The following is a 24,866-nucleotide window of genomic DNA, read 5'->3' on the forward strand; positions in this document are numbered from 1 at the left end:
GCCTGTGACATTCCGTCGATGGTGTGACTACCGTGGGTTGATATGCCCTAAATGAAGAGAGCCGCCCGAATGGGGCGGCTCTGGGGTGTTGTGCCCTGAGTGGGACTCGAACCCACACTGTAATAGGTTTGAGCTATTTCCCTCTGCCGATTGGGGTATCAGGGCTTTTTTGGGTGAAACGGACATCCTGGCTGGTGTTCGTCTACCTGTTCGGTCGGGGTTGCTCCGTCAACAGTGGTATCACGATTGACGCGCATGCCCGTCCCGACGTCCAGCATCCTAGCTGATCTCGGTAACCTCGTGTACGTGACGAGGACGCAGAGCCGTGTGGTGATCGCGGAAGACGAGGCCCTGATCCGCCTGGACCTCAAGGAGATGCTTGAGGAGGACGGCTACGCCGTCGTGGGCGAGGCCGGTGACGGTGAGACCGTGATCCGCCTTGCCCAGAAGCTCAAGCCCGACCTGGTGATCACCGACATCAAGATGCCCGTGCTCGACGGCCTCTCGGCCGCCGAGCGCATCGCCGCCGAGCGCATCGCCCCGGTGGTGATCCTGACCGCCTTCTCCCAGCGGGAGCTGGTCGAGCGGGCGCGCGAGGCCGGGGCCATGGCGTACCTGGTCAAGCCGTTCAACAAGGCCGACCTCGTGCCCGCCATCGAGATGGCCACCTCGCGCTACGCGGAGCTGTCCGCGCTGGAGTCGGAGGTCTCCAGCCTCCAGGAGCGGTTGGAGACCCGCAAGCTGGTCGAACAGGCCAAGGGTCTGCTCCAGAGCCGCCACGGGATGAGTGAGCCCGAGGCGTTCCGCTGGATCCAGAAGAACTCGATGGACCGGCGGCTCACCATGCGCAGGGTCGCCGAGACGGTCGTGGAGACCCTGGGCGGCAAGCAGTGAGCCGCCGCCGGTAAGCGGCGCTTACGCGTCCGCGCCAGCCGGACTGAACAGGTTGGACAAGGGAGGCCGCACCCGACCGGGTGCGGCCCCCCTTCGTCGTCTCCGCCCGCGCTTTCTCCTCCCGGCTCCTCGTGATCACTCCGGTACGCCGGGTGTGGAGAAACTATGCAGTTCAGGCGTTTAACGCGGTGGAAACGAGACAGATGTTCAGGGTCAATGTGCCAGGTGTACCAGTTTGGTCTCGTTTGCACACGATGGGATGACGGTTGGGTCACGTGGCATTAGCGCATCTGAACAACTTGCCTAAATCGGGCTAAACTCACCGCACCGAACAGCAAAGGACAGCGGTGGCGCGTGCGCGCATTCGCCACCGCCACCCTCAGATGCGCAAGGAGCGCGCGTGCGCACACGTCTTGTGACCGTGTTGCTCGCCCTGATCACCGCCATCCTGGTGATCCCGGGGCCAGCGGCGACGGCAGACGAACAGGGCGGTGAAGCGCTGCACGGTCAGATCCTCCATCCGGAGAACCGGGACCAGGGTGTCGAAGGCATCATGATCACGGTCTACGACGGCGAGGACGAGGTCGGGGCGGCGGAGACCGACTCTGAAGGAATGTGGGAAGTGGGCCTGCCCGGACCGGGCACCTACCGCGTGGTGGTGGACCAGGAGTCCGTCCCCGAGGAGTTCGCGGTGATCGAGGCCCTCTTCGTCGACGGAGAGACCGAGGTGGAGGTCGAGGCGGACGACCAGCGGCCGCTGATCGTCGCCCTGGAGGCGGCGGGCGCGGCCGGTGAGGAGTCGGCCTCGCCCTCGGAGGAGGAAACCGAGGACTCCGGCGGGGAGGCGGCCGACGAGGAGTCGTTGGCGCCCAACACCGACGCCGGTGGCTCCTTCGCGGACCGGGCGATCCAGCTCACCGCTGCGGGTCTGCTGTTCGGCCTGGTCATCGCGGTCTCCGCGATCGGGCTCTCGCTGATCTTCGGCACCACGAAGCTGATCAACTTCGCCCACGGTGACCTGGTCACCTTCGGTGCGATGATCGCGCTGCTCTTCAGCACGGGTGCCGCGGGTATGGGCAACGCGCTGCTGGCGCTCTTCCTGGGGCTGGGCGCGGCGGTGCTGATCGGTGCCTTCCTGGAGACCAGGTTGTCGCGGACGGCGCTGGTCGTCGCGCAGTGGCTGTCGATCTTCGCGGGTATCGCGTTGGCGACGGTTCTCGGTGTGATGGGGGACGCGGTCGGCTGGAGTGTGCCGCTGTGGTTGGCGGCGGTGGTCGCGGTCCTGATGGGCGCGGTGCTGGGCGGGTCGATGGAGCGCTACATCTGGCGTCCGCTGCGGCACCGCAACGTGGCGATGATCCAGATGTTCATCGTCTCGATCGGTCTGGCGCTGGTCGTGCGGCACGTGATCCTGGTGCTCTTCGGGGCCGGTCGGGAGCGTTACGCGGGCTTCCAGCTCCAGGAGATGGTGCGTCTGGGGCCGGTGTCGATGCCGCCGCGCGACCTGGTGGTCATGGCGGTGGCGATCGTGGTGCTGGTGGGGGTGGCCTGTCTGTTGCAGTTCACCCGGATCGGCAAGGCGATGCGCGCGGTGTCCGACAACCGGGACCTGGCGGAGTCGTCGGGTATCGACGTGGACCGGGTCACGCTGTACGTGTGGGGGCTCGGTGGCGGTCTGGCCGCTCTGGGCGGTGTGCTCTACGGGCTCAACCAGGTGGTCGAGTACGAGATGGGCTTCCGTCTGCTGCTGATGATGTTCGCCGCGGTGATCCTCGGCGGTCTCGGCACGGCCTACGGTGCGATGGTCGGCGGCCTGGCGGTCGGCCTGGTGGCGATGTTGTCCACCCTGTGGTTCCCGTCCCAGCTCATGCAGGCATGGGCTCTGGCGCTGATGATCCTCATGCTGCTGGTCAGGCCCCAGGGCCTGCTCGGTCGGCGTGAGCGGGTCGGCTAGGAGAGAAGACGATGGATATCCTTTCGATCCTCGCCGAGTCCACCCGATCGGCGCTCGGCCCGATCGCGGCGATCTACGCGCTCGCCGCGATCGGACTCAACTTCCACTTCGGTTACACCGGGCTGCTGAACTTCGGCCAGGTGGGGTTCATGCTGGTGGGCGCCTACGGCGTGGGCGTCAGTGTGGCGGTGTTCGACCTGCCGTTGGTGGTGGGTTTCGGTGTGGGCCTGCTGTGTGCGTTCGTGATGGCCCTGTTGCTGGGTATCCCGACGCTGCGGTTGCGCTCGGACTATCTGGCGATCACGACGATCGCGGCGGCGGAGGTGATCCGTCTGGTGTACCGGGCGGGTTTCGCCGAGCCGCTGACCGGCGGTGTCTACGGGTTGCAGAACCTGGCGTCGGACTTTCGCGCGATCAACCCGTTCGACGGGGGTGAGCGCTACGGCTTCGGGGCGTTGTCCTACAACGGGAACCACCTGTGGGTCCTGGTGGTGACGTGGGGTCTGGTGCTGTTGATGGCCGGGCTGACGTGGATGCTGATGCACAGCCCGTGGGGGCGTGTCATCAAGGGCATCCGGGAGGACGAGGACGCGGTCCGCAGTCTGGGCAAGAACGTGTTCGCGTACAAGATGCAGGCGCTGGTGCTGGGCGGTCTGGTGGGTGCCCTGGCGGGGTGCATGCTGGCCGTGTACCAGGCGTCGATCCAGCCGGACCAGTTCAAGCCGCAGGTGACGTTCTTCCTGTGGGTGATCCTGCTGCTGGGTGGTGCCGGTCGGGTGTTCGGTCCGGTGCTGGGCGCGATGGTGTTCTGGTTCCTGATGAACTTCACCGACGGTGTGCTCCAGGGTTTCGGCTCGATGGGGTGGCTGCCGTTCCTGGACGGTCCGGACTACGGTGCGATCCAGCTGGCCTTCGTGGGTCTGCTGCTGGTGTTGCTGATCGTCTTCCGGCCGCAGGGTCTCATCGGCGACCGCAAGGAGATGCTGATCAATGTCAAGTGACAAGGTGGGCGGCGGCGTCGGGTCCGGGGTCGACCGCGTGGCCGGTGCGGAGCCGGTGCCGGGTTCGGCGAAGCCGGACCCGATCCTGGTGGCGGACGGTGTGCGCCGTTCCTTCGGCGGTCTGACCGCGGTGGACGTGGGTCATCTGCAGGTGCAGCGGGGGACGATCACGGCGTTGATCGGTCCGAACGGTGCGGGTAAGTCGACGCTGTTCAACCTGTTGACCGGTTTCGACCGGGTGGACGGGGGGCGTTGGACCTTCCAGGGGAAGCCGATCAACGGCAGGCGCGGTCACCAGGTGGCGCGTGCGGGGATGGTGCGGACCTTCCAGCTGACCAAGGCGCTGACCCGGATGACGGTGTTGGACAACATGCTGTTGGGCGCGCCGGGCCAGTTCGGTGAGCGGATGGCGGGTGCGTTCCTGCGGCCGGTGTGGCAAGGGCAGGAGAAGGAGAACACGCGCCGCGCGCTGGACCTGTTGGAGCGGTTCAAGCTCATCGACAAGCGCGACGACATGGCGGGTTCGCTCTCGGGCGGTCAGCGCAAGCTGTTGGAGATGGCGCGTTCGCTGATGACCGATCCGACCATGATCATGCTGGACGAGCCGATGGCGGGGGTGAACCCGGCGCTGGTGCAGTCGTTGCTGGGGCACATCACGTCGTTGCGCGACGAGGGCAAGACGGTGCTCTTCGTGGAGCACGACATGGACGTGATCATGGGCATCAGCGACTGGATCGTGGTGCTCGCGCAGGGTCAGGTGATCGCGGAGGGCCGTCCTTCGGACATCCGGTCCAACCAGCAGGTGATCGACGCCTACCTGGGCGCCCAGGAGGAGACGGCCGAGGCCCCGGGGAGTGGTGATGACTGAGAGCGCGAAGCCGAGTCCGGAGAAGGTGGCGAAGGTTTCGGACGAGGTCCCGGTGGAGGCCGGGGAGGCGGCCGCCGTGCAGGAGCACCGTGAGGAGGTCCTGGAGCGCGCCGGCGGGGCGGCGCCGGTGGGTGGTCCGGAGGACTACCTGCTGTTGGCCAGTGAGCTGGTGGCGGGGTACGTGCCGGGGGTGAACATCCTCAACGGGTGCACCCTGACGCTGTCCGAGGGCGAGGTCGTGGCGATCATCGGCCCGAACGGGGCGGGTAAGTCCACGCTGATCAAGACGGTGTTCGGGCTGATCCCGGTGCGTGAGGGCGCTCTGACGCTGCGGGGGGCCGACATCGCGGGTCTGCCGGCGCACAGCCTGGTGGAGCGGGGGGTGGGTTACGTTCCGCAGACGCAGAACGTGTTCCCGTCGCTGACCATCGAGGAGAACCTCCAGATGGGGGCGTTCCTGCGGCCGCGGTCGTTCACGAAGCGGTTCGCGGCGGTGGCGGAGCTGTTCCCTCTGCTGGCGGACCGGCGCAGGGCCAAGGCGGGGTCGTTGTCGGGCGGTGAGCGCCAGATGGTGGCCATGGGGCGTGCGCTGATGATGGAGCCGTCGGTGCTGTTGTTGGACGAGCCGACCGCGGGTCTGTCGCCGATCTACCAGGAGGAGGTCTTCCAGCGGGTCAAGGAGGTCAACCGGACGGGTGTGTCGGTGGTCATGGTGGAGCAGAACGCGCGTCGCTGCCTCCAGATCTGTGACCGCGGCTACGTGTTGGACCAGGGGCGTAACGCCTACACCGGTACGGGTGCGGACCTGTTGAACGATCCCAACGTGATCGAGCTGTACCTGGGGACGCTGGCCAAGGGCTGAGGCGTCGGGGGAGGGGGCGGGGTCCGTGGCGGGCTCCGCCCCCGCTTCTGTGCGGGGCGCCGCCGGTGCGTGTCGCGGGGGCGGGTGGCTTCGTGCACAGGCCGGCCGGGAGATGGCGTCCCGGGTCGGGACAAATTACCCTGGGGGGACGGGCACGTCCGTGCCCGGCCGCGGCCCCGTCCGCAGTGCGGGCGGGGGCGGGGGAGAACACAGCGGCGCTGTGACGCCCGTGTCCGCCGGTGCGCAGGAATGCGGTACCGGTGTCGGGCGTTGAGAACCGTTGAAGAGGACGGGACCCGCCGCGGCGGGCCGGTCCAGACGCGACCAAGGGGGTCGCCGGCCAGCCGCTACCCCTTTCCAGAGGAGCTTTCCAGCATGACGGTTCAGAGCGAGACCACCGAGGGCATCATCCTCACCGACGAGGCGTCCAGCAAGGTCAGGGCGCTCCTTGAGCAGGAGGGGCGGGACGACCTGCGTCTTCGCGTGGCCGTTCAGCCCGGTGGTTGCTCGGGGCTGCGTTACCAGCTCTACTTCGACGAGCGCGAGCTCGACGGCGACGTGGTCAGCGACTTCGGTGGTGTGGAGGTCGTCACCGACCGGATGAGCTCCCCCTACCTGATCGGCGCCACGATCGACTTCGTCGACACCATCGAGAAGCAGGGGTTCACCATCGACAACCCCAACGCCACCGGCTCCTGCGCCTGCGGTGACTCCTTCAACTAGGGGGTGTCCCCCGGGAGGCTTCCGGGCCGGTGGGCCCGGGGTGTCGCGGGGAACGCGACCCAGGACGTGACGTGTTCTGGGGTGCCGTCGGTCGGGCCGGGGCTCAGGACTCCGGTGGACCGGGGACGCGGTTTTCGGGGGAGGGCGGTTCGTGCCGCCCTCCCCCTCGCCGTGCGCGGGGTGCTGTCGTGCCCGCCGGGGCGCCGGGGAAGCGGGCGGCCGCGAGCGGGTGTCCACGGCGCCGCGGGCGCACTGCACTAACCTGGGGCAGTCCGAACCGGGCACGTCCTCTGCCATGCCCGCAGCCCCCGTCCGGTCAGCAGACCGACACCTCCCGACCAAGGAGTCTTCGTCCCGTGCGTATCGCGGTTGCCGGATCCATCGCCACCGACCACCTGATGTCCTTCGAGGGGCGCTTCGCGGAACAGATCATCCCCGACCAGATCCAGCAGTTGTCGCTGTCCTTCCTGATCGACGAGCTGGACGTCCGGCGCGGCGGCGTCGCGGCCAACATCTGCTTCGGCATGGGCGGGTTCGGCCTCAGCCCGGTGCTGGTGGGTGCGGCCGGGGCCGACTTCGAGGACTACCGCGCCTGGCTGGACCGCCACGGTGTGGACACCTCCGCGGTCTACATCTCCGAGCTGCGCCACACCGCCCGGTTCATCTGCACCACGGACCGGGACCAGAACCAGATCGCGTCCTTCTACGCCGGGGCCATGGCCGAGGCCCGCAACATCGAGCTCCAGCCGATCGCGGACCGCCTGGGCGGGCTGGACCTGGTGCTGATCGGGGCGGACGACCCGGCCGCGATGGTGCGTCACAGCGAGGAGTGCCGTACGCGCGGTATCGCCTTCGCCGCCGACCCCTCCCAGCAGTTGGCGCGGATGGAGGGGCCCGAGGTGCGGGGCCTGATCGAGGGCGCGACCTTCCTGTTCACGAACGAGTACGAGAAGGCGCTGGCCGAGCAGAAGACCGGCTGGTCCGACGCCGACGTCCTGGAGCGGGTGGGTACCCGTGTCACCACGCTGGGGGCCAAGGGGGCGCGTATCGACCGCGGGGGCGAGCCGAGCGTGCACGTCCCGGCCGCGGCGGTGGGGGAGCTGGTCGACCCCACGGGTATGGGGGACGCGTTCCGCGCGGGTTTCCTGGCCGCGCACTCCTGGGGGCTGTCCCTGGAGCGGGCCGCCCAGGTGGGCAACGCGACCGCTGTGCACTGCCTGGAGGCCGACGGGCCGCAGGAGTACACGCTGACCGGGGCGTCCCTCCTGGCGCGTCTGGAGGAGTCCTACGGCGCCGGGGTCTCGGCCGAGGTCGCGCCCTTCGTGTAGCCGGAACGGGTCGGGGTGGTGTCCGCGAGCCCGTAGAGTGGGTAGCCGCGACCCGCACGACCCGTGTCCGCCTGTCGGACCGGGCCGCGCCCCGCACGGCCGCCGCTCCCTGGGAGCCGGTGTCCCGCACGGGGAGCCCCGTGCCCGCCGGTGCGCTGAAACGCGTGCCGGTTACCCAGCCCAAGCCGTCCGCGCCGGGTCGCCGCGACGGTGGGGAACCTGTCCCGCTGCGTGTGCTCCGGCACGCCCACGCGGGCCCGGGCGCGTTGAGCGCCTCCCAGATCTAGGCCAGCCTTACCTGGGATTCCCCGGATTCATCCGGAAAGGACATTGCATGCGCTACACCGGACCGAAGGTGCGGTTGTCCCGGCGCGCCGGCACTCCGCTGACCCGTAAGGCGGTCAGCTACTTCGAGAAGCGTCCCTACCCGCCCGGCGAGCACGGCCGCCGCGTCCGCCGCAACAGCAGCGACTACGCGGTCCGCCAGGCGGAGAAGCAGAAGGTGCGCTGGTACTACGACCTGACCGAGAAGCAGATGCTGCGCGTCTACGAGAGCGCGAAGAAGCGCCCGGGGCGTACCGGTGAGGAGATGCTCGCCGAGCTGGAGCTGCGTCTGGCCACGGTCGTGCTGCGCGCCGGTCTGGCCGCCTCGATCTACGCCGCGCGCCAGTTCGTCAACCACGGTCACATCACCGTGGACGGCAAGAAGGTCGACATCCCGTCGTACCAGGTCAAGCCGGGTCAGATCATCAGTGTTCGGGAGAAGTCCCGCAACATGGTGCCGTTCGTCGAGGCCACCGAGGGTGTCCACGCCGACGACAAGATCGCCGGATTCCTCGCCGTGAGCCACAAGGACCTGCGCATCGCGGTCGTCGACCGCCCCAAGCGTGAGCAGATCCCGGTGCCCTTCGACGAGCAGCTGGTCGTGGAGTTCTACGCCCGCTAGCCACCCGCCGAGCCGGGTGCGCGGTCGCCTCCTCCCTGGGGGGCGGCCGATGCGGAGCAGGCAGGCCGCGCGGACAGGGTCCGCGCGGCCTCGCCGTGTCCTGGGTCGGTGTGGAACACGCCACGCCCAGGATTCGGCGGGGCGTGAATCGTTATCGCACCGGAACCGGAACTCCCGAGCCCTCCTGTTACGGGGTTTTCGGTCCTCCTCTAAACCCTCCGCTTCACCCCCGTGTCCCCTTTCTCCCGCCCCTGGGGCGGCGGGCGGCCGCCGGGCTCCGGAGCGGGTCAGTACATGCGTCGGACGTGGAAGGCGCTGCCCCGCGCCAGGGGCCGCTCCACGACGAACTCGTGCATCTTCATCCGGCACCAGGCGGGGATGTCCGCGCTGGCGGCGGGATCGTCCGCGGTGACCGCGATGACCGCGCCTATGGGCACCTCGTGCAGTCTGGCGGCGAGCATGATGATCGGGATGGGGCACTTGCGGCCCACAGCCTCCACGGTGACCAGGGGAGGCCGGGGCGGGTACTCGGGCACGGAAAACCCCCGTGTGTCGTCGTCTGCTGACGCCCATCCTGACCTGGTCCCGCCCCTAAGGCGAACCCGGTTAAGGGCGTCGTAAACCCAGCGATACGCTCACCTTGTTCTCTCCTCGTGAAACGTCCGCGCCGCCCCCGAGAGGCGGAGGGGACGCGATCGAAGAAAGGAAGAGGGCCCGGGGGAACGCCGGGCCGCGCTCCGTAGCCAGCCGGGAGGATATCCTCCGCGGGCGAACGGGCCCGGCTCCACGTACCGCCGCGAGCTCCGCTCGGGGGGCGTCGGCAACACGCTGACCAGGCAAGCCCCTGAACTGGGCGCTGGGCGGTTCGCGATAATGTTTCCCCCTGAAAAGCTTTGGATACTTAGGCCGCCCGTGGAGGTTCCACGGGCTACACCGCTGGGAAGGCAATCCGTGAGTCCGACCCGCCAAGAGAATCGGCGCCGCAACCTGCGCCGATGGGCACCACGCGGCGCCGCGCTCGCCGTGCTGGGGCTGGCCGCGACCGGCTGCGCGTCGAACGATCTCACTCGTTTGGGCATGCCGGAGCCGATCACCAACCAGGCCGAGCGTGTTCTCTCGCTCTGGCAGGGCTCCTGGGTGGCGGCTTTCGCGGTCGGCATTCTCGTGTGGGGGCTGATCGTCTGGTCGGTCATCTTCCACCGCAAGCGCTCTGAGCAGTTGCCGCCGCAGGTGCGGTACAACATGCCCATCGAAGCGCTCTACACCGTGCTGCCGATCGTCATCATCTCGGTGCTGTTCTTCTTCACCGCCCGGGACCAGGCGATCCTGCTCGACACCGACGAGCCGGCGGACGTCAACATCGAGGTCGTGGCCTTCCAATGGGCCTGGCAGTTCAACTACCTCGACGACAAGAAGGAGAACGGCGGGGAGGTGCTCTTCTCCGAGACGGGTATCCCCAACCCGGACGGCAGCGCCGACCCCTCCACCCAGACGACCCTGGTGCTGCCCGAGGGCGCGACCGTCCACTTCGACCTGCACTCGCCGGACGTCATCCACTCGTTCTGGATCCCCGAGTTCGGTTTCAAGATGGACGTCATCCCCGGCCGGGACAACGCCTTCCAGGCCGACATCAACGAGGGCACCGCGGGCGACTACGTCGGCCGCTGCGCCGAGCTGTGCGGTGTCGACCACGCCCGCATGCTCTTCAACGTCGAGGTCCTGCCCCAGGACGAGTACGACGCCTGGGCCGCCGAGCAGCAGCAGGCCGCCGAGGAGGCCGAGCTCGAGGCCGCCGAGACCGGTGACCAGCCGGCCTCCGGTGAGGGCTCCGGCGCCGAGGGCGCGGGCGCCGAGGGCGCCGGCACCGACGAGGAGGGCACCGGCAGCGGCGGCTCCGAGGCCGAGGGCTCCGGTACCGACGAGCAGGACACCGGTTCCGGCGGGGCCGACGCCGAGGAGAATGAGCAGTCATGAGCACCACACCAAACCCCGTTCCCGCGGGCGGTCAGGTACCGTCACGCAAGGGGTCGATGATCGTCAAATGGATGACGTCCACCGACCACAAGGTCATCGGGTACATGTACCTGATCACCTCGTTCGTGTTCTTCCTCTTCGGTGGTCTGCTCGCGGTGCTCATGCGCGTCGAGCTGTTCTTCCCGGGCATGCAGGCGATGTCCAACGAGCAGTTCAACCAGCTGTTCACCATGCACGGCACGATCATGCTGCTGATGTTCGCGACGCCGCTGTTCGTCGGGTTCTCCAACGTGATCATGCCGTTGCAGATCGGTTCGCCCGACGTGGCGTTCCCGAGGATGAACCTGTTCAGCTACTACCTGTTCCTGTTCGGCAGCCTCATCGCCATCAGCGGGTTCCTTACCCCGGGCGGCGCGGCCAGCTTCGGCTGGTTCGCCTACACGCCCCTGTCGGACGCGGTGCGTTCGCCGGGCCTGGGCGGTGACCTGTGGATCCTGGGCCTGGTGGTCTCGGGTCTGGGCACCATCCTGGGCGCGGTCAACTTCATCACCACCGGCCTGTGCATGCGCGCGCCCGGCATGACGATGTTCCGCATGCCGATCTTCACCTGGAACACCCTGCTCACCAGCGTGCTGGTGCTCATCGCGTTCCCGGTCCTGACCGCGGCCCTGATCGCGCTGGGCGCGGACCGCATGGTCGGCACCCAGGTGTTCAACGCCGAGCACGGCGGCGCCATCCTGTGGCAGCACCTGTTCTGGTTCTTCGGCCACCCCGAGGTGTACATCATCGCGCTGCCGTTCTTCGGCATCGTGACCGAGATCATCCCGGTGTTCAGCCGCAAGCCGATCTTCGGCTACAAGAGCCTGGTCGCGGCGACCATCGCCATCACCGGCCTGTCGGTCACCGTGTGGGCGCACCACATGTTCCCGACCGGCGCGGTCCTGCTGCCGTTCTTCTCGTTCATGAGCTTCCTCATCGCGGTCCCGACCGGCGTGAAGTTCTTCAACTGGATCGGCACCATGTGGCGGGGCCAGATCACCTTCGAGACGCCGATGCTCTTCGTCATCGGGTTCCTGGTGACCTTCCTGTTCGGCGGTCTGACCGGTGTGCTGCTGGCCTCCCCGCCGATCGACTTCCACGTCACCGACTCCTACTTCGTGGTGGCCCACTTCCACTACGTGGTGTTCGGCACGGTGGTGTTCGCGATGTTCGCGGGCTTCTACTTCTGGTGGCCCAAGTTCACCGGAAAGATGCTCAACGAGAAGCTGGGCAAGTTCCACTTCTGGCTGCTGTTCCTGGGCTTCCACGGCACGTTCCTGGTGCAGCACTGGCTGGGCGCCGCGGGCTTCCCGCGCCGCTACGCCGACTACCTGCCCACCGACGGGTTCACCGAGCTCAACCAGATCTCCTCGGTCTCCTCGTTCGTGCTGGCGGCCTCGACGCTGATCTTCTTCTGGAACGTCTACATCACCTCCAAGAAGGCGCCGCTGGTCACCGTGGACGACCCGTGGGGCTACGGCTGCTCGCTGGAGTGGGCGACGTCCTGCCCGCCGCCGCGGCACAACTTCACGTCGCTGCCGCGGATCCGTTCCGAGCGTCCCGCGTTCGACCTGAACCACCCGCACGCCGCGGCCCCGGGCGCCGTCCCGGTGGGCGTCACGAAGGAGTAGGGCGCAATGAAGACGCAGGCCTATCTGTTCATGGGCGTCTCGACCTTCTTCGGTCTGGCCGCCGCCCTGTACGTGTACTGGTCCTGGCAGGACACCGGCGCGATCGAGTGGACGGGCACCACCGCCCTGGTGGTCTCCATCGGCTTCGGTTGGATGATCGGCTTCTGGCTCTGGCAGGCGGCCCGCCGCAGCGAGCACTTCCACGGGCTTCCCGCGGAGGAGCGGCTGGACGGGGAGATCTCCGAGAACTCCGGCGAGTACGGCTTTTTCAGCCCGCACAGCTCGTGGCCGCTGTGGGTGGCGCTGGCCGTGGCGTTCACCGCGGTGGGCGTGGCGATCGGCTGGTGGATGGTGTTCATCGGCGCCTTCGCCATCATCCTCACCGCCATCGGTTGGATCTTCGAGTACTACCGCAACGAGTTCCAGCACTAGGGGGAGGGCCGCCGCGCCGCGGCCCCCGCCCGACGGCCGGACGCGTCCCCGGGACGCGTCCGGCCGTCTTTCTTGTCACTGCCCGGAAAACGGTGTCCTGTGTGACATGACTGTTCGCCTGGGTAGGGTTTCCGTGCACTTGACCTGATCCGACAGGGCACCGCGGACACGGGTGCGCCCCGCGCGCCGAGGTCCCGTCGCAACGGACGCTGGAGGTCCTTGGCGTGAAGGGACGAGTTTGCGCACCCCGCGGTCTGGCGGCGGCCGCCGTCGCGGTCGCGCTCGCCGCGTCGGCCTGCACCGGCCCCGCCCAGCAGGAGCCCGCGGCGGCTCCCAGCGAGGAGGCCGAGACGGGGCCGCGGATCACCGTCACCCCCGAGGAGGGGGCCTCCTCCGTCGCCCCCGACACCCCGGTGCGGGTGTCGGTGGAGGAGGGTTCGCTCACCGGCGTCCGCGTCGAACAGGTCCCCTCCGGGGAACAGGGCGGGGATGCCGGGGCGGCAGGGGACGCCGGGCAGTGGGAGTTCACCGGCACCCTGAGCGAGGACGGCACCCGGTGGGTGAGCGACTGGAACCTGGACCCGGGCTCGGCGGTCACCGTCCGCGCCACCGCCGAGGACGACGCGGGGCAGGCCTCCGAGGCCGTCGTGGGGTTCTCCACCGAGGCGGCCGTACCCGGGCGGCGCCTCGAACTGGCCTCGAACTTCCCGGCCTCCGGCGACACCGTGGGCGTGGGCATGCCGGTCATCGTCAACTTCGACCTGCCGGTGACCAACAAGGCCCAGGTGGAGAACTCCATGGAGGTGACCTCCGAGCAGGAGGTGGAGGGCGCCTGGAACTGGGTCGGCGACAAGACCGCGGTGTTTCGGCCCCGTGAGTACTGGGAGCCCCACCAGCAGGTCAGCGTGGACATGCGCCTGTCGGGGGTGGAGGCCTCCGAGGGCGTCTACGGGGTCGGGAACCACCGCCTGGAGTTCGAGGTCGGCCGCGAGCTGGTCGCCACCATGCACGTGCCCGACCACGAGATGCTGGTGGAGATCGACGGCGAGGCGGCGCGCACCATCCCCGTGAGCAACGGCGAGGCCTCCAAGCGGCTGAACACCACCACCTCGGGGACGCACCTGACCATGGAGAAGTACGAGTCCCTGGTCATGGACGCGGCCACCCTGGGTATCCCCGAGGACTCGCCCGACTACTACAAGCTCGACGTGGACTGGGCGGTGCGCACCTCCAACAGCGGCGAGTTCGCCCACGCCGCCCCCTGGAACAACCGGATCGGGTCGGCCGACACCTCCAACGGCTGCACGAACATGTCGGTGGAGGACGCCCGCTGGTTCTACGAGAACTCCCTGATGGGCGACGTCCTGGAGACCACCGGGACCGACCGGGAGCTGGAGTGGGACAACGGGTGGGGCTTTTGGCAGAGGTCCTGGGACGAGTGGCTGTCCAACAGCGCCACCGGTGAGCCGCAGGTGACCGACGGGTCGGGCGTCCCCGGTTCCGTGCACGGCGAGGAGAACTAGCTGAGCCGGTCGCGGACGCTGCCGGTGTGACGCCTGATGTCCCGGGCCGCACGTGGGAGTGGCGGCCCGGCGGGCCCGCCGCGGTCAGTGCGGCTAGGCGGGCAGGTCCGGGGAGCCCTCCAGGAGGGCGTCCAGGCGTTTGGCGGTGTGCTCCCAGGTCCACGCACGGCTCACCCACGCGCGGCCGCGTGCGCCCATCTGGGCGGCGCGCTCGGGGTCCTTCAGCAGCGCGATGAGGGCGCGGGCGGAGGGGCCGGGCAGGGAACCGTCCACGACCAGGCCGGTCTCGCCGTCCCGGACCGTGGCGGGGGCGCCTCCGGAGTCGCCCGCGACCACCGGCAGGCCGCAGGCCGAGGCCTCCAGGTAGACGATGCCCAGCCCCTCGGCCTCCAGGCCGCCCTTGCGGGTGCGGCAGGGCATGGCGAACACGTCGGCGGCGTCGTAGTAGGGCGGCAGGTCACGGTGGGGGACCGAGCCGGTGAAGACCACCGAGTCGGTCCCGCGCGCGGCCGAGAGCAGGCTCCGGCGGTGGGGGCCGTCGCCGACGACGAGCAGGACCGCGTCGGGCACGTCGGCCAGGACGCGGGGCCAGGCGCGGATCAGGGTGTCCTGGCCCTTGCGCGGTACGAGCCGGGACACGCACACCACCACGGGGCGGTCGCCCAGGCCCAGGCGCGCGCGGACCTCCTCGCCGCCGGCGCCGGGCCGGAAGGCCTCGGTGTCCACGCCGGGCGTGAGCTGGCGCATGCGGGCGGCCGCGTCGGGGGACAGGGCCCGGGCGAGGTGGCGCCGGGTGTACTCGCCCAGGTAGGTGACGGTGTCGGTGGTGTCGCCGATACGGCGCAGCGCCTCGCGGGACCCGGGCATCGCGGCCCACCAGGTCTCGTGGCCGTGGCTGATGGCCACCTGGCGCTTGACGGGGGTGCGCTCGCCCAGTCCGGCGGCGAGCAGCCCCAGCGGGGCCGCGGCGCCGTAGAGCACCGTGTCGCAGCCCTCCAGGTCGGCGATGGCGCGTGCCCGCCGCGCCACCCGGGGTGTGGGCAGCAGGACGCGGGCGGCGTCGCGCACGACGGGGAAGGGCTGGCGCAGGTCGAAGTGCGGGTCGGCGGCGGCGTCGGCCCGGGCGGGGGAGGAGCAGTAGACCACGACCGATCCGCGGGGGCGGCGCAGGGCCATCTCGTGGACGAAGGCCTCGATGCCCCCGGCCTTGGGCGGGAAGTCGTTGGTGATGATCAGAGTTCGCGACACAGGGGCGAGTCTAGGCGCGGCGGGGCCGCCGGGGGTGCTGCGCGCGTGTCGGGCCGCGGTGCGTGGCGGCCCCGGAGACGGCGGTGCCCCGCGACGGTGTGCGTCGCGGGGCACCGGGGCCGGGCGCCGGTCAGGGGCGGACGGCGGTGACGAAGTTGGCGCGGTAGTAGTCGTTCAGGGTGACCGTGCCGATGGGGCGGGCCGAGGTGGAGGCGTGCACCATGACGTTGTCGCCCGCGTACAGGCCCACGTGCTCGGGGCCGCTGCCGCCGGGGTAGAAGAACAGCAGGTCGCCGGGCTGCTTGTTCTCCCAGGAGACGCGCTGGCCCGCGTTCACCTGCTGGTAGGTGGTGCGGGGCAGGCTGACTCCGGCGGAGGCCCAGGCGGCCTGGGTCAGGCCGGAGCAGTCGTAGGAGCCGGGGCCGGTGGCGCCCCAGCCGTAGGGCTTGCCGATCTGGGCGTAGGCGAAGTCCAGGGCGGTCCTGGCGTTGCCCGAGGCGGGGCCGGTGTAGCTGCCGCCGCCTCCTCCTCCGCCGCCGCTTCCGCCGCTGCCCCCGCCGCCGGTCTGGCCGACGTTCTGGGTGGCGGCCGCCTGCTCCTCCGCGGTCAGCTCCGAGAGGAGCCCCTCCTGCTCCTCGATGGCCTCCTCGGCAGCCTCAGTGGCCTCCTCGGCCTCCTTGAGGGCTTCGGCGGCCTCCTCCTCGGTCGCGCTGGCCTCGGCCTCCAGGACCTCCAGGTTCTCCAGCTCGGTGACGTACTGCTCCAGGTTGCCGTTGTGCTGGGCCGACAGGTAGTCCAGGTCGGCCTGGTGGGTCAGGGCGTCCTCGGGGCCGGTGGAGCTGAGCAGGCGGTGGAAGGAGGTGAAGTCGACGCCGGTGTAGGTGGAGCTGGCGAGCTGTCGGGCGCCCAGACCGAGTTCGGCCGTCTTCTCCTCGGCTGCCTCGATCTCCTCCAGGATGCCCTCCAGCTCCTCCTGGGCGGCCTCGTGCGTCTCCTTGGCCTCGTTGTAGGCCGCGTTGAGCTCGATGTACTCCTCTTCGAGGGTCTCGATCTCCTCGCGTACCTCCTCGGCGGTCGGATCGGCGTGGGCCACCGCGGCGGGTAGCAGAAGGGCGGCGGCGGTCAGGGAGGACAGGGCCGCGGTGCGGCGCCTGCGGACGTGACGGGATGCCAACACGTGGTAGACCTTTCTCCCCTTGTCCCATGCCGTGGGGAAGGGTCGAGGGATGCGCCGGGCGGGGGCTGGGGGCCTTCCGGGCGGGGCCGGGAGGGTGCGGGGCCGTGACCCGCGGGGTGGGGTCGGCCCGACCGGGGCGCGGCCGTCACCGCCAGGGGGCGGTGAATGAGGTGGCAACCGCGCTCGGCGATGAACACTAGTGCATCCGCCGGGTCGCTCTCAACCTTTTCGTGATGTTCCACCGGTTGGTGCTACGTGTCCGAAAACCGGGTTGCTGTCCGTTAAATAGCGGCGGGCCGCCACCCGGAGGGTGACGGCCCTGCGTGCTTCGGTCCCCTCTACGGGCGGACGGCGAACTGGAACTCGCTCCCCCAGTAGGCGGCCAGGCCGACGACCTCCAGGTTGCGGCCGCTGCTGGGCGCGTGCACCATCTGGCCGTTGCCGGCGTAGAGCCCGTTGTGGCTCAGGCCGCCGAAGAAGAACATGATGTCGCCGGGCTGGAGGGCGCTCATGTCGTAGATGCGGTTGCCCACCTCGGCCTGGGCGTAGGTGGTGCGGGGCAGGTCGACGCCGCCCGCGCGCCAGGACGCCTGGACCAGGCCGGAGCAGTCGTAGCCGTTGGGGCCGGTGCCGCCCCAGACGTAGGGCAGGCCGACCTTGGAGTAGGCGAAGTCCAGGGCCGCGCCCGCGCTGCCCGAGGCGGAGCCGGTGTAGGACTGGCCGCCGCTGCTGTCGGCGCCCTCGGCGGCCGGGTCGGAGTCGGGGAACTGCGCCAGGAGCGTCTCCTGCTCCTCCAGCTTCTCCTCGACGCTGGTCTTGGCCTCCTCGGCCTCCTCCAGGGCGGTCTCGGCCTCCTCCAGGGCCTCCTCTGCCTCGTCCTTGAGGGCGAACAGCCGCTCGTGGGAGGCGCCGAACTCGTCGAGCTGGGCCTTCTGGGCCTCCGACAGGTAGTTCAGGTCGGCGTTCTGCTCCAGCAGGCTCTCGGGGCCGTCGGAGGAGAGGATGTTGGTCATGGAGTCCAGGTCGCCGGACTGGTAGGTGGCGCTGGCGAGCTCCTGCACCTTGGTGCGCAGCTCCTCGTAGCGCTCCTCCTCGTCGCCGACCTGCTCGTCGAGGTCCTCGTAGAGGGTCTCGGCGACGTCGTGGTCCTCCTTGGCCTGGTTGTACTCCTCGACCGCGGTGGAGACCTCCTCGCGCAGCTCCTCGATCTTGTCTTCGACCTCGTCCTGGGTCGGCTCCGCGTAGGCGGTGCCCGGGACGAGCATGGTGCCCGCGACGACCGCGCTGATTCCGGTCGTGGCGGCGAATCGGCGAGCCGTACGTCGTCCACCGGGGTTCTTCATGGCGGTCCACGCTCCTTGGGGTCGGGCAAGTCCGCATAGGGGTGCGGGGAGAACAGTGACGGGGCCCGCGCGGGGCGCGGGCGCGGGTGAGTGTGCGGGTCCCGACCGGCGGGCTCAGTCGCGGCCTTGCTGTCCGGTGGAGCACTCACGTTCCGGGAAGAACCTAGCGGACCGTTCTGCACAGCTCAACCACGGGACCCCGTACGTGCCGGTGTTCACAGCGCGTGCCGCGGTCCGCGGCACGCGCGTCGTTCCTGGGAGGGAGCCGCGGGCCGAGCGGGGTAACGAAGAGGTAACGTCTGGGGTCGGTGTGTCCCCACGGCGCCGGGGCGGGGCCGCGCCCGCCCGTGCGGCGGGCGCCCGGCCCCGTCAGCCGTGCGACTCCAGGCGGCGCAGGAAGATCGTCGAGGGCACCGCGCGCGCCCCCGCGCGGCGCACCGCCGTCACGATCTCGCGGTCGGAGGTGACCACCGCGATCGGCCGCCCGGGGGGTTCGGCGCGCACCAGCCGCACGATCAGCTCGTCCGCGGTCTCCCCGGGCGCGCTGAACAGCAGCCGCACCCGGCGCGGCGCCGCCATCACCGGCGGGGTGTCCACGTCCGCGCCGTCGAACACGCACGTGATCTCGGCCTTGGTCCGGCTGGCCAGCCCCTCCAGGGAGTTCATCAGCCGGGTGCGCTGGTCGGCCAGGGGGAGGGTCCCGTAGCCGGTCTTGGTGACGTTGTAGCCGTCCACCAGCAGGTGCACCCGGGGCGCGGTGAGCAGGTGCTCCAGCAGACCGGGATCGTCGTCGGGCAGACCGCCCAGCGACACCCGCCGCTGCTGTTCGGTCTCGGCCACCAGGTCGGCGGGGCTGTCCAGGGCGGTGGGCAGCGCCAGTTCGCGGCGCAGGCCGTGGGAGGCCTCCACCAGCACGTCCAGGAGCACGCGCAGCCGGGCCTCGTCGGCGTTGCGTCCGGCGCGCACCGCCCGCCTGGCGTTGTCCAACTGGGCCTCGGCGGCGGCCAGCCGCGACCTCAGCCGCCGGTTCTGCGACTCCAGGGCGCCGACCCGCGCGGCCGTCTCCGACTCGCGTCCGGCCGTCTCGGTCAGCGCCCGCGAGGCCTGTTCGGTGGCCTCCTTGGCCCGCTGCCGCTCGGTGTGCACCTTGCGGCGCAGCTCGGCGATCTCGGTGCGCTGGGCCTTGATCTGGCTCCGCAGGCGCTCCAGTTCCTCCTGGTGGCCGTGCCGGGTCTCGTCCAGCTGGCGGCGGGCGCTGTCCAGCGCCTCCGCGGCCAGGTCCGCCTCCTTGGCACTGGTCTGGCGCTCCAGCTCCCGGTGGACGTCCTCGACGATGCCGGGCCACCCCGGGGGCCGCAGCAGGTAGGCGCAGGCCGCCACGGCCACGGGGTCGGCCGCGGGGGGCACCAGGCCCGAGCGCAGGCCCTCGGCCAGCTCGGGCCACACCTGGTCGACGCGGGCCGCGACCATGCCGCGGAAGGCCTCGTCGCTCTCCAGCTGGGCGGCGATCTGCGGTCCGGCGAGCCGGGCCCTGCGGCGCGGCTCGAACCTGGCGACCCTGCGCAGCAGCGGCGGCAGGTCGCTCGCGCGCATGCCGCCGAGCACGTCCGAGCCGTACTCGACGACCCGGGCGCGCACCGGCTCGGGCAGCGGTCGGGCCAGCCGCTCGCCGCCGTCAGCGCCGTCGCCGCCGTGGCCGCCGTCGTTCGCCGGGTGGGCGTCCCCGTCGAGCGGGTCGCCGCTGTCGGAGTCGCCGCCCGCGCCGGGGCGGGCGCTCATGCCCGACCCGTCGGGCTCTCCGCCGAGGAACCGGGAACCGACCGGTCGGCGTCGGGGCGGGCGATGATCTCGACGCTGTCGGTGGCGCCGCACCAGCGGCACCGCACCCGCTCGATGGTCTCGGAGAGCACGGTGCGCTCCTCGACGCCGCCCTCACCGGCCAGGTCCAGGTGGACGTAGTCCTGGGAGCGTACGGTCCGGGTCACGTCGAACCGCGTGAGATTGCCGCATCCGGTGCACCGCCACCGCTCACTGTCACCCGGCATCGCGATCCCCACGGTTCCTCCCTCGTGTCGTGCTCTGGCGGGTCGGCGGTCCGGCCGCCGCCCCGATGACCCACATCTTTGCATGTCGGGCAGGTCAGACCGTATTCCGACGGGTTGTCCCCGCCGCCGACTACCCTGACCGGGTGATTCGACAGTCCGCGGCGCCCGCCGGCGTCCAAACCAGCATCAGCGACCTCGGTACGCCGTTGGCCGCGGCGACCTTCGTGGTGCTGGACCTGGAGACCACCGGCACCAGCGCGAGCGGCTCCCGGATCACGGAGGTCGGCGCGGTCAGGGTGCGCGGCGGCGAGGTCGTCGGCGAGTTCACCACCCTGGTGGATCCCGGTACCCCCATACCGGCCAACATCACCCTCCTGACGGGGATCACCCAGTCGATGGTGGCCTCGGCCCCGCCGATGGAGGAGGTCCTGCCCCGGCTGCTGGCCTTCCTCGACGCCGAACCGGACACCGTGCTGGTGGCCCACAACGCGCCCTTCGACACCGGCTTCCTCAAGGCCGCGTGCGAGCGCCACGGGACGGACTGGCCCGGCTACCCGGTCGTGGACACACTGCGTCTGGCCCGCGCCGTGCTCGCGCGCGGCGAGACGCGCAACCACCGGCTGGCCACGCTGGCCGCCTACTTCGGGGTCCCGGTCGCGCCCAACCACCGCGCCCTGGAGGACGCCCGCGCCACCGTCGGCGTCCTGCACGGTCTGGTGGAGCGCCTGCGCCCCATGGGCGTGTCCAGCGTGGAGGAGCTGCGGGCGGTCACCAAACCGCCCACCAAGGCCCAGCGCAGCAGGCGCCACCTGGCCGAGGACCTGCCCGAGGAGCCGGGCGTGTACGTGTTCACCGACGCCCGCGGCGCCAGTCTCTACGTCGGCAAGAGCAAGAACCTGCGCCGCCGGGTGCGCACCTACTTCACCGCGGCCGAGAGCCGCCAGCGCATCCGGGAGATGGCGGGCCTGGTGGCGGGCGTGACCCCGATCGTGTGCTCCAGCGAGCTGGAGGCCTCCGTCCGCGAGCTGCGCATCATCGCCGAACGCAAACCGCCCTACAACCGGCGTTCGCGCAACCCCGAGCGCGCCTCCTGGGTCCGGCTCACCGACGACGCCTTCCCCCGCCTGTCCGTGGTGCGCGCGGTCAGCGGCGACGGCGCGGCCCACATCGGGCCCTACGCCTCGCCCCGCGAGGCCGAGCAGGCCCGGGAGGCGCTGCTCCACGTCTTCCCGCTGCGCCAGTGCGCGCACACCTTCCGGCCGCCGAAGGCGACCGCAGGGGGAAGCGGCGGGGCCCGCGTCGCCCCGGAGGTGGTCACCTCGGGTGCGCGGTGGACGGGCCCGTGCGTGGTGGCCCAGCTGGGCCGCTGCGGCGCTCCCTGCGACGGCAGCGAGAGCGAGGCCGAGTACGCGGTGCACGCCGAGGCCGCCCGCGCGGCGATGACCGGGGACCCCGCCGCCGTGGTGGACGCGCACACCGCGTGCATCGGCGAGCTCGCCGCCGACCTGCGCTACGAGGAGGCCGCGCACCTGCGCGACCGCCTCACCGCGTTCCTGCGCGGTGCCCGGCGTGCCCAGCGCCTGTCGGCCATCGCCTCGGTCGCGCACCTGGTGGCCTCCCGCCGCACCGCCGCGGGCTGGGAGACCTGCGTGGTCCGCCACGGACGCCTTGCGGCCAGCGCCGTGCTGCGCCCGGGCACCGACCCCGCCGCGTTCCTGGCCTCCCTCGTGGCCACCGCCGAGTACGTGCCCGCCGGGCCCGGGACCGGCCCCGGCGCCCTGCCGGGGGAGACCGAGCTGGTCCTGGACTGGCTCGCCGACCCCGCCACGCGGCTGGTCGAGATCGACGGGGAGTGGACATGCCCGTTGCGCAGCGCCGAGGCGCACACCGGGATGACACACTGGGCGCATGGCCGCGCTTCCGCTCAATGACGACTACCCCGTCCGCCGCGTCCCCGTCGTCTCGTACACGCTGGTCGCGGTCAACGTCCTCGTCTACCTGGTGTCGCCGCAGGCGCTGACCGCGGTGTGGTACCCGGCGGACATGTTCGAGCGCTTCTGCGCGATCCAGGACTACTTCATGTACTGGGGGGCGGTGCCCGCCGAGATCACGGGCCGGACCGACCTGGTCCCGCACGCGGTCCCCGAGTGCGGGCGGCTCGACGGCAAGCCGGTGTGGTTCTCGGTGTTCAGTTCGATGTTCCTGCACAGCGGGCCGGGGCACCTGATCGGCAACCTGGTGTACCTGTTCGTGTTCGGGCCCGTGGTGGAGGACCGGATCGGCAAGCTGCGCTTCACGGGGCTGTACCTGGCCACGGGGGTCGCCGCCGCCTACGGCTTCGCGCTGACCGACGTCGACGCCACCATGCCCATGGTCGGCGCGTCCGGGGCCATCTCGGGGGTGCTGGGCGCCTACCTGGTCGTGCAGTTCCGCAGCCGGGTGACCACGCTGGTGTTCGGGGTGATCCCGATGCGCCTGCCCGGGTGGGCCGTGGTGGGCAGCTACTTCGCTCTTCAGTATCTTCTCTACGTCACCACATCGGGCGCCCCCGGCGCCGGAGGCGGCGTCGCCTACGCGGCGCACGTGTACGGGTTCGTCGCGGGGGTGGTCGTGGGACTGGTGGTCTACCGGCTGCGATGGCGCTCCGGGACGCGGCTCTCCGACGTCTACTAGGCACACGCCCTGGTGCGCCCCGGCGGGGTCGTCGCGCCCGTCCCGATATTTTTCCGAGGAACCGTCCTGGAGGCACAGTGATCACCGCGATCGTCATGATCAAGGCCGACGTCCACCGCATCCCCGAGGTCGCCGGGGCGATCGCGGAGATCGACGGGGTGAGCGAGGTCTACTCGGTCACCGGCGGCGTCGACCTCATCGCCATGGTGCGGGTCCGCAAGCACGAGGACCTGGCCGAGGTGATCCCCGGTCGGGTGAACAAGGTGCCCGGCGTGCTCTCCTCCGACACCCACATCTCCTTCCAGGCCTACTCCAGGCACGACCTGGAGTCGGCCTTCGCTCTGGGCTGGTAGCCGGTCGTAGCCGGTACCTGGAGCGCGCAGGAGGCGGGGGTTCTCGCCCTGCCCTCGGGCAGGCTGGTGCGCGGCCGGGGCCTGAGGCGCCCGCTGCCGCCCGGACCCCCGCCCGACCTCGGGCTGTACTTGCTGGGCCGCGAACCGGCGCCCGTGCCCTGGGAGGGGCGCTGGCTGCGGTGGCGGGACTTCGGGCTGCCCTCCGATCCCGCGGCCGTGGGCGCGGCGCTGCGCGAGGCGTGGGAGCGCGCCGGGGCCGAACGCGTCGAGGTCGCCTGCGGCGGCGGTCGGGGGCGCACCGGCACGGCGCTGGCGTGCCTGGCGGTGCTGGACGGCGTCCCCGCGCGCGAGGCGGTCGCCTACGTCCGCGCGCACTACCTGCCGCGTGCGGTGGAGACCCCCTGGCAGCGCCGTTTCGTGGCCCGCTTCGAGGCCTGAGCCCCGCCGTGGGCGGACCACCGGTCCCGGCGGGCGGGCCGAACACCGGGGCGCGGTGCCGGGTCCTCCCCGGCGCCGCGCCCCCGCTTCGCGCCTACAGCGCCTTGGCGTACTGCTGGCTGGTCTCCACCCAGCGCTCCAGCGCGCGTTCGGCCGCGCCGCTGTCCACCGCCGCCGCGGCCCGCTCGTAGCCGGTGCGCACCGCCTCCAGCAGGGAGCCCCGCACGCCGTCCACGGCGGCCAGGGCGGCGCCCGCGTTGAGCAGCACGGCGTCGCGCACCGGGCCGGTGCGGCCCGCCAGCAGGTCGCGCACGGCCTGGGCGTTGAACCCGACGTCGCCGCCGCGCAGGTCCTCGGGTCGGGAGCGGGCGATGCCCAGGTCGGCCGGGTCGAGCGTCTCGCGCCGGGCCCCGCCGTCGCGCACCACCCACACCGTGGAGGTGGTCGTGGTGGTCAGCTCGTCCAGTCCGTCGTCGCCCCGGAACACCAGCGCCGAGGAGCCGCGGCGGGCGAACACACCGGCGATCACCTCGCACATGCGCTCGTCGAACACCCCGATGGCCGAGGTGGTGGGCTGGGCCGGGTTGGTCAGCGGGCCCAGGAAGTTGAACACCGTGGGCACCGCCAGCTCGCGGCGGGGCTTGGCGGTGAAGCGGAACGAGGGGTGGAAGACCGGGGCGAAGCAGAAGGCGATGCCCGCCTCCTCGGCCACCCGCACGGTCAGCTCCGGCGGCAGGTCCAGGACCACGCCCAGGCACTCCAGCACGTCGGCGGTGCCGCAGGAGGAGGACGCCGCCCGGTTGCCGTGCTTGACCACGCGGGCGCCCGCGGCCGAGGCCACGATCGCCGCCATCGTCGACACGTTCACGGTGTGCGCGCGGTCGCCGCCGGTGCCGACGATGTCCAGGGTCGGGCCGGGGACGTGGATGCGCACGGCGTTGTCGAGCATGCCCCGGGCCAGCCCGGTCACCTCCGACACGCTCTCGCCCTTGGCGCGCAGCGCGATGGCGAACCCGGCGATCTGGGCGTCGGTCGCGGCCTCGGACATGATCTCGTTCATCGCCCACGCGGTGTCGTCGGCGCTCAGGGACCGTCCGCCCAGCAGGGCGGTGATGAGGCTGGACCAGGTCCGCTCGGTGACGGCGGACCGCTCGTCGGAGCCCGCGGCTCCGGAGTCGGCGGGGGAGTTCGCGGCGGGGACGTTCATCTCGGTTGCTCCACGGTGAAGGAACGGGCACGGAGGGGCCTGGGCGCGGCGCGTGGGCGGACCGCCCTCAGACGTTGGGAAGGAGGGGCACGGCGTGCGTGCGCCATCGCCCGATGTCGGCGCCGTGGTGCAGGGCCGCGCCCACCGCGCGGCGGCGGCGCGGCTCCGCGTCGCCGTGGTGACCCGTTCCGAGACCGTGTCGCACCC

The 24,866-nt window shown here is 71.0% G+C and carries 24 protein-coding genes and 1 tRNA gene; 16 read left to right on the forward strand and 9 right to left on the reverse strand.

Annotated elements, in window-relative coordinates; translation table 11 throughout:
• Window positions 1–91 precede the first annotated feature (91 nt).
• Window positions 92–165: transfer RNA gene (locus tag HGB44_RS13340), tRNA-Leu, on the reverse strand.
• A 162-nt stretch (window positions 166–327) separates the two neighbouring features.
• On the opposite strand from HGB44_RS13340, the gene HGB44_RS13345 reads away from it, so the two are divergent.
• The 8 genes from HGB44_RS13345 to rpsD all read left to right on the forward strand — a co-directional run bounded on the left by HGB44_RS13345 (window position 328) and on the right by rpsD (window position 8,576).
• A complete protein-coding gene (locus HGB44_RS13345) occupies window positions 328–894 on the forward strand; it encodes an ANTAR domain-containing response regulator (protein WP_061083024.1) in 567 nt (188 codons plus the stop codon).
• A gap of 400 nt (window positions 895–1,294) precedes the next feature.
• On the forward strand, window positions 1,295–2,848 hold the full coding sequence (locus HGB44_RS13350; protein ID WP_061083025.1) for a branched-chain amino acid ABC transporter permease: 1,554 nt from the start codon (window positions 1,295–1,297) through the stop codon (window positions 2,846–2,848).
• An 11-nt stretch (window positions 2,849–2,859) separates the two neighbouring features.
• Window positions 2,860–3,849 carry a branched-chain amino acid ABC transporter permease gene (locus HGB44_RS13355; protein WP_061083026.1) on the forward strand — a complete coding sequence of 330 codons (990 nt, stop codon included), beginning with the start codon at window positions 2,860–2,862 and terminating at the stop codon, window positions 3,847–3,849.
• Window positions 3,839–4,717, forward strand: a complete 879-nt coding sequence (locus tag HGB44_RS13360) for an ABC transporter ATP-binding protein (protein ID WP_061083027.1) — start codon at window positions 3,839–3,841, stop codon at window positions 4,715–4,717. Before HGB44_RS13355 ends, HGB44_RS13360 begins: the two co-directional genes overlap by 11 nt.
• Complete coding sequence (locus HGB44_RS13365; protein WP_061083028.1) at window positions 4,710–5,579, forward strand: ABC transporter ATP-binding protein; 870 nt, start codon at window positions 4,710–4,712, stop codon at window positions 5,577–5,579. Before HGB44_RS13360 ends, HGB44_RS13365 begins: the two co-directional genes overlap by 8 nt.
• Window positions 5,580–5,954: 375 nt before the next feature.
• The gene (locus HGB44_RS13370) at window positions 5,955–6,302 is read left to right on the forward strand and encodes a HesB/IscA family protein (RefSeq protein WP_013154170.1); all 348 of its coding nucleotides are present in this window, start codon (window positions 5,955–5,957) and stop codon (window positions 6,300–6,302) included.
• A gap of 356 nt (window positions 6,303–6,658) precedes the next feature.
• Complete coding sequence (locus tag HGB44_RS13375) at window positions 6,659–7,630, forward strand: carbohydrate kinase family protein (RefSeq protein ID WP_061083029.1); 972 nt, start codon at window positions 6,659–6,661, stop codon at window positions 7,628–7,630.
• Between the two features lie 334 nt (window positions 7,631–7,964).
• Entirely contained in the window at window positions 7,965–8,576 is a 612-nt protein-coding gene (rpsD, locus tag HGB44_RS13380; RefSeq protein ID WP_061083030.1) for a 30S ribosomal protein S4, read from the forward strand.
• A 287-nt stretch (window positions 8,577–8,863) separates the two neighbouring features.
• Here the strand turns inward: rpsD and HGB44_RS13385 are convergent, their stop codons facing one another.
• Complete coding sequence (locus HGB44_RS13385) at window positions 8,864–9,112, reverse strand: sulfurtransferase TusA family protein (protein ID WP_061083031.1); 249 nt, start codon at window positions 9,110–9,112, stop codon at window positions 8,864–8,866.
• A 415-nt stretch (window positions 9,113–9,527) separates the two neighbouring features.
• Here HGB44_RS13385 and ctaC point away from each other — a divergent pair, with 415 nt between their 5' ends.
• The 4 genes from ctaC (at window position 9,528) to HGB44_RS13405 (ending at window position 14,175) form a co-directional block, all read left to right on the forward strand.
• Complete coding sequence (ctaC, locus tag HGB44_RS13390) at window positions 9,528–10,550, forward strand: aa3-type cytochrome oxidase subunit II (RefSeq protein WP_449289537.1); 1,023 nt, start codon at window positions 9,528–9,530, stop codon at window positions 10,548–10,550.
• Window positions 10,547–12,220: an aa3-type cytochrome oxidase subunit I gene (gene ctaD, locus HGB44_RS13395; protein ID WP_168444013.1), complete on the forward strand. Its 1,674-nt coding sequence runs from the start codon at window positions 10,547–10,549 to the stop codon at window positions 12,218–12,220. Before ctaC ends, ctaD begins: the two co-directional genes overlap by 4 nt.
• A gap of 6 nt (window positions 12,221–12,226) precedes the next feature.
• The gene (locus HGB44_RS13400) at window positions 12,227–12,652 is read left to right on the forward strand and encodes a cytochrome c oxidase subunit 4 (RefSeq protein ID WP_061080952.1); all 426 of its coding nucleotides are present in this window, start codon (window positions 12,227–12,229) and stop codon (window positions 12,650–12,652) included.
• A 224-nt stretch (window positions 12,653–12,876) separates the two neighbouring features.
• Complete coding sequence (locus HGB44_RS13405) at window positions 12,877–14,175, forward strand: L,D-transpeptidase (RefSeq protein ID WP_061080951.1); 1,299 nt, start codon at window positions 12,877–12,879, stop codon at window positions 14,173–14,175.
• 93 nt (window positions 14,176–14,268) lie between these two features.
• Here HGB44_RS13405 and HGB44_RS13410 read toward each other — a convergent pair whose 3' ends face one another.
• From HGB44_RS13410 to HGB44_RS13430, 5 genes are all read right to left on the reverse strand, one after another.
• Window positions 14,269–15,423 carry a glycosyltransferase family 4 protein gene (locus tag HGB44_RS13410; RefSeq protein WP_061080950.1) on the reverse strand — a complete coding sequence of 385 codons (1,155 nt, stop codon included), beginning with the start codon at window positions 15,421–15,423 and terminating at the stop codon, window positions 14,269–14,271.
• 130 nt (window positions 15,424–15,553) lie between these two features.
• Window positions 15,554–16,600 (reverse strand): C40 family peptidase, encoded by a 1,047-nt coding sequence (locus tag HGB44_RS13415; protein ID WP_061080949.1) that lies wholly within the window; start codon window positions 16,598–16,600, stop codon window positions 15,554–15,556.
• A gap of 338 nt (window positions 16,601–16,938) precedes the next feature.
• Window positions 16,939–17,943 (reverse strand): C40 family peptidase, encoded by a 1,005-nt coding sequence (locus tag HGB44_RS13420; RefSeq protein WP_231972454.1) that lies wholly within the window; start codon window positions 17,941–17,943, stop codon window positions 16,939–16,941.
• Between the two features lie 369 nt (window positions 17,944–18,312).
• Window positions 18,313–19,722, reverse strand: a complete 1,410-nt coding sequence (locus HGB44_RS13425) for an NYN domain-containing protein (protein ID WP_061080948.1) — start codon at window positions 19,720–19,722, stop codon at window positions 18,313–18,315.
• A complete protein-coding gene (locus HGB44_RS13430) occupies window positions 19,719–20,000 on the reverse strand; it encodes a hypothetical protein (RefSeq protein WP_013154158.1) in 282 nt (93 codons plus the stop codon). The genes HGB44_RS13425 and HGB44_RS13430 overlap by 4 nt, the downstream gene beginning before the upstream one ends.
• A 131-nt stretch (window positions 20,001–20,131) precedes the next feature.
• Here HGB44_RS13430 and HGB44_RS13435 point away from each other — a divergent pair, with 131 nt between their 5' ends.
• The 4 genes from HGB44_RS13435 (at window position 20,132) to HGB44_RS13450 (ending at window position 23,452) form a co-directional block, all read left to right on the forward strand.
• Window positions 20,132–21,919 (forward strand): DEDD exonuclease domain-containing protein, encoded by a 1,788-nt coding sequence (locus tag HGB44_RS13435; protein ID WP_231972453.1) that lies wholly within the window; start codon window positions 20,132–20,134, stop codon window positions 21,917–21,919.
• A complete protein-coding gene (locus tag HGB44_RS13440) occupies window positions 21,897–22,661 on the forward strand; it encodes a rhomboid family intramembrane serine protease (protein WP_061080947.1) in 765 nt (254 codons plus the stop codon). Before HGB44_RS13435 ends, HGB44_RS13440 begins: the two co-directional genes overlap by 23 nt.
• A gap of 77 nt (window positions 22,662–22,738) precedes the next feature.
• Window positions 22,739–23,014 carry an Lrp/AsnC family transcriptional regulator gene (locus tag HGB44_RS13445; protein WP_013154155.1) on the forward strand — a complete coding sequence of 92 codons (276 nt, stop codon included), beginning with the start codon at window positions 22,739–22,741 and terminating at the stop codon, window positions 23,012–23,014.
• Between the two features lie 48 nt (window positions 23,015–23,062).
• Window positions 23,063–23,452, forward strand: a complete 390-nt coding sequence (locus HGB44_RS13450; protein ID WP_061080946.1) for a protein-tyrosine phosphatase family protein — start codon at window positions 23,063–23,065, stop codon at window positions 23,450–23,452.
• Between the two features lie 94 nt (window positions 23,453–23,546).
• Here the strand turns inward: HGB44_RS13450 and trpD are convergent, their stop codons facing one another.
• Together trpD and HGB44_RS13460 are read right to left on the reverse strand one after the other, a co-directional pair.
• Window positions 23,547–24,659: an anthranilate phosphoribosyltransferase gene (gene trpD, locus HGB44_RS13455; RefSeq protein ID WP_061080945.1), complete on the reverse strand. Its 1,113-nt coding sequence runs from the start codon at window positions 24,657–24,659 to the stop codon at window positions 23,547–23,549.
• A 67-nt stretch (window positions 24,660–24,726) separates the two neighbouring features.
• Window positions 24,727–24,864 (reverse strand): hypothetical protein, encoded by a 138-nt coding sequence (locus HGB44_RS13460; RefSeq protein WP_168444014.1) that lies wholly within the window; start codon window positions 24,862–24,864, stop codon window positions 24,727–24,729.
• Between the last annotated feature and the right edge of the window lie 2 nt (window positions 24,865–24,866).

The organism is Nocardiopsis alborubida (assembly GCF_012396365.1).
Taxonomy (GTDB): Bacteria; Actinomycetota; Actinomycetes; order Streptosporangiales; family Streptosporangiaceae; genus Nocardiopsis; species Nocardiopsis alborubida.